This window comes from Methanospirillum sp., from assembly GCF_035406105.1.
Lineage (GTDB): Archaea > Halobacteriota > Methanomicrobia > Methanomicrobiales > Methanospirillaceae > Methanospirillum.
Genome location: NZ_DAONKG010000136.1, coordinates 1 through 294, shown reverse-complemented (window position 1 = coordinate 294; position 294 = coordinate 1). Strand labels below are relative to the sequence as shown.

The window sequence follows — 294 nt, the reverse complement described above, 5'->3', positions numbered from 1 at the left end:
GACCCTTTTGCGTGAGATTCACCACCGGGTGAAGAATAATATGCAAATTATTGCAAGCCTTCTGCGCCTGACTGATTTTCAGAGTGGCAATCCTGAGGTCCACGAGGTTATCCGCGACTGTAGAAACCGTATCTTTTCGATGGCATCCATTCATGAAAAACTCTATCAGACAGAAGATCTCGCGAATGTCCCTCTTGGAAGCTATATACGAGATATCGGAAACCGTATCATCCTTGAGTTTGAGATGGAAGACGGGCAGATCCAATACCGGGTCATCGAAAACGACGAGGTCTT

1 protein-coding gene is annotated in these 294 nt (G+C 46.3%); it reads left to right on the top strand.

From position 1 onward, the window contains the following. Positions 1-40: 40 nt before the first annotated feature. Positions 41-294, top strand: a 254-nt coding sequence (locus tag PLA23_RS08855; RefSeq protein ID WP_324474900.1) for a histidine kinase dimerization/phosphoacceptor domain -containing protein, incomplete at its 3' end; no start/stop codon positions are given.